Below are 7,485 nucleotides of genomic sequence, written 5' to 3'. Positions count from 1 at the left end.
GCGGGTCTGCTTGCGCTTACCGGCGTACTCGGCATCGGCGAAGGTCATTTGTTTCATCATCGAAAAGCTCGGCGATTGGTGTCCGGGGATTTTGCCAAATCAGGAAGTCTTTTTCAGGATTTCCCTAGGGCTTTCATAAAAAGTCTCAGTGAAATTTTGAGCCATCTATCCGTAGGTAGAAATTCAAATTGTAACGTCTTGAACAGGCACGGTCATTAATGATTCAAGAATTGGAAACCTGCGCCGATAGTGTCAAATGGCCAAAAAAAAGTAATTTCAGCAATCCGTAACGCGGAGATGTACGTCATCTGTATTGATTAAATTTTGATAGAATTTTTCGTTATTGGTTCGTGATTTCATCTTACACACGCATGTGACACATCCCCTGAGGCAAGGCAGTTAGGCGAAAAGCCTCAACAGCACACTCTTTCAGGAGACCCACATGATTTCGTACCCACAACATAATCAAGCGCAAACTCGTTCCCTGCTGATTTCCGGACTGTTCCCCAATGGGGAGCCGTTCGCGGAAGAGGTCCAAGCCGATTCTTCCTACGTAGCCCAGATCAAGGTGCTCGCCCAGTGTCGCTATAGCGATCTGGGTGGTGACCTGGATGTCACCGGGCTGACAGATGCTGCCACTGGGTCATCTGTACAGGACTCGCTACTGTCGGCCAAGCAGGACCTCCTCAGCGAAGTAGAGGCTGTCGAGTATGTGATTCACACCGTTCAAAATTCCCTCAATAATGGCCGCACGTTTTCAGCTGGTTCCACCAGCGAGTTGCGCGCTTACGTTGAGTTCTTCGACCTCATCCTATCCGAGGCCCCTCATGCGTTTGACGGGCTATGCTCCGGCGATCGGGTGGCAGATGATGAGGAAATCACCCTTGATTTCGAAGATTCCAGTTCCGCTGAGTTTGCACTCGTGCCGGCAGATGCTCTGCTGACGCTGGCCACCGTGGCGCTGGGGGAGGGGAGGGCTGTTGCCGCTTATCAGGTACTGACGATGGCGAGCATCACCCGTGTTGCATTGAGCAAGGCCTGCATTCGGGCCTTGGTGTAAAAAAGACCTTCTGGATACCCTCCAGAAGGTCTTTTTTTTACCACTGCATTTTCAGTTGGTGTAGCTCGGTGATGCGCGCATGCACCTCGGCCTGGAAGTGAACTACTTGGCCTTTCAGAAGCACCCGAATGCTCGTAAAGCAGTCTCCCTCTAACCAGCCTGCCCTTGCTGGATCAACGATGCAGCTGATGCTGCCGGTGAGGTCGGATGCAATGAAGCTCAACCAAGCCTCCCCCTCAATGGATGCGGTCTTGGGTGGTTCTGAAATCAAGTAGACGCCTTCGAAGTTACGGCCGGCTAGCAGTGTTGCAATGTGGTGGTGGCGGCCGCTTTCTGCGTACTCATCAGCGTTGCAAATCATAGAATTTCCGTCGAGTCAGTAGAAAATAAACAGCACCTAGGGTATAGTAATTTTAATGCAAATTAGTTATAGATGCTTGTTTGCTAAATTGTACACCATGAGGATTATGCATGAGCAAGTTGGCTGAATTTCGTGCTGCAGAGAAAGCACTGCAAGAGCAACTTTCTGCTTTGGAAGCGCTGAAAAATGATTCAGGTCTGCAACGTGAGATTGAGTTTGAAGAAAAGCTCAAAAGCCTGATGGAAGAGTACGGCGTGAATTTGGGCAAGATCATCGCCATTCTCGACCCGGCTTCAAGTCTGCGCAAAATCAATGCACGGCCAGAAGGCGATCGTCAGCAGCGTAAGCCACGTGAGGTCAAGGTCTACAGAAATCCCCACACCGGTGAGACCATCGAGACCAAAGGCGGCAATCACCGCCAGCTGAAAGAGTGGAAAACTCAGTATGGTGGTGACGTCGTCGAATCCTGGAAAAGCTAAGTCCCATTAGCTCTTCACAAAACCGGCTTCTGCAGCCGGTTTTTTTTCGCCAAAAAAACCCGCATAAATGCGGGTTCATATTTAAGAGCGCTCTGCTTGAAGCCGCTGCTCTACAGCTTTTCTCATACGGATCTCGTAGTCGATCCGCTGCTCATAACGAGCCAGGGCCGTTGCATCGGGTTTGGTCTCGTTGTTACGCCACCGGTAGATCGTCATTTTGGTCACCCCAAGTATGGTGGCCATGTCTTCGTCTTTCTCGGCATCGATGGCGAGGCGATTCATCCATTCAGCCAAGATGACGTTCATGTCCCGGTCGAAACGCAAAAGGCGTTCTCTCCGGTGCGGCTCCTCTGCCAGAAGACCCCGAGCCTTTTCCATTACCTCCGTGGGCACCGACGCAGTCCGGCCATAGATGTAGGAGGAGAGTCGAGGGAGACCAATGCCCAGGGCAAAGGCATAGTCTTGATTGCGTAGGCCCAGGTCAGAGCCGATCTTCACCAGTTCTTGCTGATCAACCGAAAGCTCGGCCCGGCTTCCGCCGCGGGGACGCTTCACACCAGCATCACCTGGCTTGGTTCGCGATGAAGTGTCCGTATCGTTTTCTTGGTCGTCCGTAGGCTGAGGTTGTACGAGGCGCACCATTGGATCTTGATCCATGGCATAGATGCCGGAACTGGCCACTGTTTGTTCTCCGTTGATCACCCGTTTAAGTGCTGCGGCCATTTTAATGGTGGCAGCTTCTGTATCGATATCTCGATCGTGGTCTACTTCTACCTGGTCGGCTAGACCGACCTGCTCCAGTTCCTCACCCTTCTCTTGCATATCCTCGATAGAGCGATGATTGATCATCAGCTTCTGGCGATCTCTTAGGACTTCTCGGCTGACGTTGTGCGCCACAGCGTACACAACCGCATAGACGGCATCCTGATCTTCAATCTTAGCCAGCATTGAGCCGAAGAAGACTTCCAGCGTCCTTTGCAGGACCTCTTCAAAGTCGCTGAGTTCGCACTTGTTTTGACGGAGCTTGACCCTACAGATTTTGCGAACGCGCTCATCGCGATCCATCTCGAAGGCCAGACGGTTCACAAACGTGCGTGAGCGGTCCTTGTTCGAGATGTAAGTCCCGCACAGCTTTTCAAAGGTCGAGGGGGGGCCGGAAGGCTTGGAGGAGGGGAGTAACTCGATGTCGGTGTCTTGCACAAGCCCTGAAGCAGTCTCTTGCTCCAGGGCATCAATCTTTTCTACTGCCATAAAGGGCTCGTTGATTATCAAACCTACGCAGCCACGGTATCCACAGATCGGTCCAGTTGAGGGAGAGCGACACTCCTGAATAGCGCCAGCGAACTGGACACTTCGAGGAGGACATTGATGCCGGCGGCCAAGATCTCAGTCTTGATCTCAGGGTAGGCACTCATCGCGTGCTCGATCCGCTCACCTACTTTTCGGATCTGGTCCGCTTGGCTTAGATCATCCACCCCAAACACTGTGCTGGGGTTCTGACCAGGCTCCACACCAAGGGCGTCCAGGCCGATTTCGATTGGGGAGTACTCGTGGATCATGAAGCATTACCTCTGGTAGCGACCGCATAAGGCCGCTTTTATTGATTATACGTACGTGACAGAGAACGTCAATCAAATCCATAACGCGTAAGTGGAAGACTGGGTCGTTTCAAATCGTTGTACTGTGCATTACGCAGGCATGTGATTGGTGATGCAGGGGCGAGTGATCAGATGCAGGTCGCCTGGATTGCCCGCTCGAAGCCGGACAATGCGGCGTGAACCTCAGTCATATCTGATGCAAATGTTGACGCGATAACGACGCCAGCCAGGAGAATTTCAGTCTTGGCTTCTGGGAAGTCTGTCATTGCTTTGAGCATGCACTTGGATGCGCATTTGTTGGAGCAGCTTTTATTGAATCGTGGGCAATGCGGTTTGCCATCGGTTGAGAGGCAACCCAGCGACGAAAGACCGATTTCCGTAGCTCCCTGGTATGTGTCAAAGCTGAAAGACATGCTGTGTCCCTAATTCCTATCTAGTCCGTTGATTGGCGGTGCGGGACAAATTATAGGGACGTGTTGTTATAAGGGTCAACAAATCGGCGCCAGAAAAGTTCCCTGAAAAGTACACTTTAATGCGTGCAAAATTTGGTATGCACGATTTTTCGTATGCAAAAATGTCGGTAGGGGTTGGAATTGTGAAAGTGTAATCCATTTGATGAATAAAAAAACCAGCACCTTGAATAAGGCGCTGGTGTATGTGATGCAGTTAAAGAAAGACGTCTCCATCAGGAACAACGAGGATGTCTTCTGGCGTGTCTACTATGCGGGTTTGATCCTCGAATAGGTCACCCACGGATCCAATTGTAGGGGCTACATTTTCCAGGATCGGTTGCTTGACCCTTTTGGCTACGAGTGCGCATTGCACGGTTTTTGGCCGCTGTTTATTGCTTGGTGGAGTGATACCGTTTCCTTGTGGAAGGTTCTTGAGATGTGCATCGTTTCTCCTTATTGGCGGGTGCGGTATGTCGCTAAGGTCATATGCCTTTGGCGTATCCCGCTTGCGTTGAGTCTGTCCTGTGCGTTCGTGCTCGTATGTCCGTTGTGGTTTAAAAGAAGTATTGTCACTTTTGGTATGAATAACTGGCCAATATGTGAAGCTTCCTGTTTTCCACCAAGCAATCACTGGTACACATATAAGAATCGTCAATGTGAATAGCGCTAGCTTATGCGATGCACCCGTAGCCGCCACCAACGCGGTGTAAATACAAATTACTGCAAGCCACGCGGATACATGCTTATTGATACGTTTCATTCGGTCTCCCAGGTTCGCTTTATGAGAGGGGATGCCGCACACGCCCGTGCAAAACAGGCAAAAAAAACCCCCGTTTCCGGGGGGTGTGGCGTTAGAAGATGAATTCCTTCCTCAAGGCTTGTGCCGCTGGTTTAGGCGCTGGTTGTCCAGTTTGCACGGTGGGGGATACCGATTGAGGCAACGGCGCCGCCGGTAAGGTAGGCATAGTCAGGGGTGCATTAAGCTGATCTCGAACAGTCACATGTTCTACAGAAGGTTTCCTGTAGACATCGATTTGGCTTTCAGTCAGGTCTACGCCGTGTGCTTTGAGCAAGGCACGCCAGTCGACAGGTCCTTTACGTGTGGAAAGGTGAACAGAGACACCTTCACTTTCATGTCGCTTGCGGCCTGGCGGCATCTGAGAGAGCAGCACAGCTCGGGCTGCTTCCTCTCGCGCTGTGGCTTCCTGAAATTGCCGGTTTGACTGCCGCCAAGCGGCCGCTGCGGCTTCCCATTCATCTGTACTCCATTTGCCTGTTTGGAGCCGGTGCCAGAAGTCGAGCTCGCCTTTAAGTATTTGATCGATCCGCTTCTGGTTCCGCGGGACTTTGAGCAGCACGCCTTTAGACCCATCGAATGAGTAGTAGTGGGCGAAGCTGGCTTCAGCAACAAAGATCTGGTGCTGAACCTGGTCCACATACTCCGGTGGGACGATGCCCTTGAGCGCAAGACCATGAGCTGTGTCTCCTGGACATTTGATCTCGACTGGAACGCCGAGGAAAGGATCGTAGCCGTCTAGCGATGCCCGGATAAATGGGATCGAGTCACTCTCGGCAATAATGGGCGTGACCATGGTACCGGTGTGCCTCTCATATGCAGCCCTTGCTATGGGTTCCAGCTGATGACCCCTGGCCCGAATCCGATCGACATAGGGGTTCGGCGGCGGCGGAGGCCCGATGCCTAGCCTGAGTCTGAAAAGCTCATAAGAACTGCGGAATTTTGACGTGCCCATGATCTGGGGCGCCTCGCTAGCTCCGATTCCTTCACTACGCCATGCGAACCAAGCGGCGGAGTTTTGCTGAGCAGCTGGTCCCGTGATGATGCGCATTGCCATATCGCGATCTCCTCTAAAAGTGACCTGCACCGGTACGGTGGAAGGCCTGATAAATGGAGATGCATAACGCTCTAGCTGAAACTGGATGCCATGGACTGGCGTTTCTGGGAGGAAGGGGAAGGCAAAGGTAAAGCAGAAGGCAAAGGTAAAGCAGAAGAGAAGGGGATGACGATGGGCGCTAACCCAAAAAAAAACGACCGGCTGTTTGGCTGCCGGTCGCACACAGCACTGGTGTTACTCGCCGATTCTCATCGTGCGGGGAAGGCCAAGCATGGCGTTCTGCATCCGGAGATCATTCAGCGAGATCGATGGATCTGAAGTCGCTGCAGCTGAACTGGCGCAACCCCGGCCTGTTAAGCAAACCGTGTGAATCACCAGGTTCGTCCCCGCGAGTTTGTCGACGTTCTGGCCGTTGGTGGTCTGTGCTGCATCGGATGCTGCGGTTAGGCCTGAGGCGACGTTGTTCCCAACCATCCCAGAGTCGGTGCAATTGTTCAGTAGTGAGCAGGTCGCGAGGGATACAGCCAGAGAGGCGCCCGTGGCCACAGCGTTGCCCACTGCTGTGTGAGCTTCCTTGTACTGTGAGGCCGGGCCCGCATAGACCTCGCTGATTGTGTACGTGACCTTGGCATCACCCGGAGTCTGGTTGTAGCCAGCTTTCTTGAGAGCGTCATTCACGTACGCAGTCATGTCGCCAAGGGCGGCGTCCTCGGTCACGGCCTTGACAGGCACACCCTCCACCAAGCGCCCGTTGATCTGTGCTGCTTGAACGCGCACCGGGCCTTTCTCAACGGTGATTGGCTTCGCTGCACAACCAGGTAAGGCGATGATGACGCAGGTGGCAGCTAATGCGGCGATTGCTTTATTGATCACGTGAGCCTCAGGAGGTTTGAATAACATGTAACTATAATACTGATGGGTGGCCATGGAGGCTAGTGGCAAAATGCTCATGCAGATGGGGCCGGTGCTGCCGGGGGCGCAAAAAGCCATCTGCGTTAGTTGCGAATCGCTGCACCGCTAGTCGTCTCAACGAGCTGCAGAAGGGAGATCGGCTAAAATATCAGGTAGTGCGGAGAGGTCGGCCATGAACAATAACGTCTTCCACAGCGCCACCATCAGGGGTCAGCTTTTCGAGGCCTCAATGATTTACGAAGGTCCCTGGATTTCATTAATCACCCCACGGTCAGCCGTCCATGATGGAGTGCACCTTGGGGTGTGCAACATTGTTGAGCTCGATCCTACTAGAGACAGATGCGAGGAGTTTGGGTGGTACATCGTCAAATATCGCAGTGAGGCTCGGGTATTTCTCAGGGGGTTCACTATTGACGATGCCCGTGCCTTATCGGAGGAGTTCGGGATCAAGTTGCTGGACCACGGGGGCTGGGACAGTCGAACGCTTTTTTATCGCAGCAAAGCTTGGGAGGGATTGAAAGCCTGGGTGAGATCGCATCCGAGAATTGCGAAGCGTTATGCAGCTGGTACTAACCCTTACCTTTCAGATTGGTATCTCAGAGCTAATAGCGAAGAAATGGTGCCATTGCCGCTAGGGTAGAGCCCCCCGGTGTCAGGATAGTTGTCGCCTCTCCGATTTTTCCTAAAAAAGCATATCGGGGGCGGAAAGAGACTGGTCGTGCCGTACTATTCACCTGAACGCAGAGCCGCATTACTTAAAATGCTGCTTC

The 7,485-nt window shown here is 52.6% G+C and carries 10 protein-coding genes; 3 read left to right on the top strand and 7 right to left on the bottom strand.

What is annotated here, in order from left to right:
* Positions 1-442 precede the first annotated feature (442 nt).
* Entirely contained in the window at positions 443-1,060 is a 618-nt protein-coding gene (locus MF6396_RS27535) for a hypothetical protein (protein WP_064492168.1), read from the top strand.
* A gap of 37 nt (positions 1,061-1,097) precedes the next feature.
* Here MF6396_RS27535 and MF6396_RS27530 read toward each other — a convergent pair whose 3' ends face one another.
* Entirely contained in the window at positions 1,098-1,421 is a 324-nt protein-coding gene (locus MF6396_RS27530; protein WP_061305785.1) for a hypothetical protein, read from the bottom strand.
* Positions 1,422-1,531: 110 nt separating this feature from the next.
* Here MF6396_RS27530 and MF6396_RS27525 point away from each other — a divergent pair, with 110 nt between their 5' ends.
* Positions 1,532-1,900, top strand: coding sequence for a histone-like nucleoid-structuring protein, MvaT/MvaU family (locus MF6396_RS27525; RefSeq protein WP_064492167.1), 369 nt, complete (start codon positions 1,532-1,534; stop codon positions 1,898-1,900).
* A gap of 81 nt (positions 1,901-1,981) precedes the next feature.
* Here MF6396_RS27525 and MF6396_RS27520 read toward each other — a convergent pair whose 3' ends face one another.
* The 6 genes from MF6396_RS27520 to MF6396_RS27500 form a co-directional block, all read right to left on the bottom strand.
* A complete protein-coding gene (locus tag MF6396_RS27520) occupies positions 1,982-3,151 on the bottom strand; it encodes a hypothetical protein (RefSeq protein ID WP_064492166.1) in 1,170 nt (389 codons plus the stop codon).
* Between the two features lie 23 nt (positions 3,152-3,174).
* Complete coding sequence (locus tag MF6396_RS27515; RefSeq protein ID WP_064492165.1) at positions 3,175-3,459, bottom strand: hypothetical protein; 285 nt, start codon at positions 3,457-3,459, stop codon at positions 3,175-3,177.
* 167 nt (positions 3,460-3,626) lie between these two features.
* On the bottom strand, positions 3,627-3,911 hold the full coding sequence (locus MF6396_RS28625; RefSeq protein ID WP_135001454.1) for a hypothetical protein: 285 nt from the start codon (positions 3,909-3,911) through the stop codon (positions 3,627-3,629).
* Between the two features lie 253 nt (positions 3,912-4,164).
* Positions 4,165-4,710 carry a hypothetical protein gene (locus tag MF6396_RS27510; protein ID WP_078481999.1) on the bottom strand — a complete coding sequence of 182 codons (546 nt, stop codon included), beginning with the start codon at positions 4,708-4,710 and terminating at the stop codon, positions 4,165-4,167.
* A 91-nt stretch (positions 4,711-4,801) separates the two neighbouring features.
* Positions 4,802-5,803 carry a lambda-exonuclease family protein gene (locus MF6396_RS27505; protein WP_064492164.1) on the bottom strand — a complete coding sequence of 334 codons (1,002 nt, stop codon included), beginning with the start codon at positions 5,801-5,803 and terminating at the stop codon, positions 4,802-4,804.
* A 234-nt stretch (positions 5,804-6,037) separates the two neighbouring features.
* Positions 6,038-6,754, bottom strand: a complete 717-nt coding sequence (locus MF6396_RS27500; protein WP_177346361.1) for a hypothetical protein — start codon at positions 6,752-6,754, stop codon at positions 6,038-6,040.
* A gap of 133 nt (positions 6,755-6,887) precedes the next feature.
* On the opposite strand from MF6396_RS27500, the gene MF6396_RS27495 reads away from it, so the two are divergent.
* Positions 6,888-7,355 (top strand): hypothetical protein, encoded by a 468-nt coding sequence (locus tag MF6396_RS27495; protein ID WP_064492163.1) that lies wholly within the window; start codon positions 6,888-6,890, stop codon positions 7,353-7,355.
* Positions 7,356-7,485 lie beyond the last annotated feature (130 nt).

The organism is Pseudomonas sp. MF6396, from assembly GCF_002018915.1.
Classification (GTDB): Bacteria; Pseudomonadota; Gammaproteobacteria; order Pseudomonadales; family Pseudomonadaceae; genus Aquipseudomonas; species Aquipseudomonas palmensis.
Note: the sequence above shows the minus strand (reverse complement) of the source record. Positions and strands in the feature narration are given on the sequence as shown.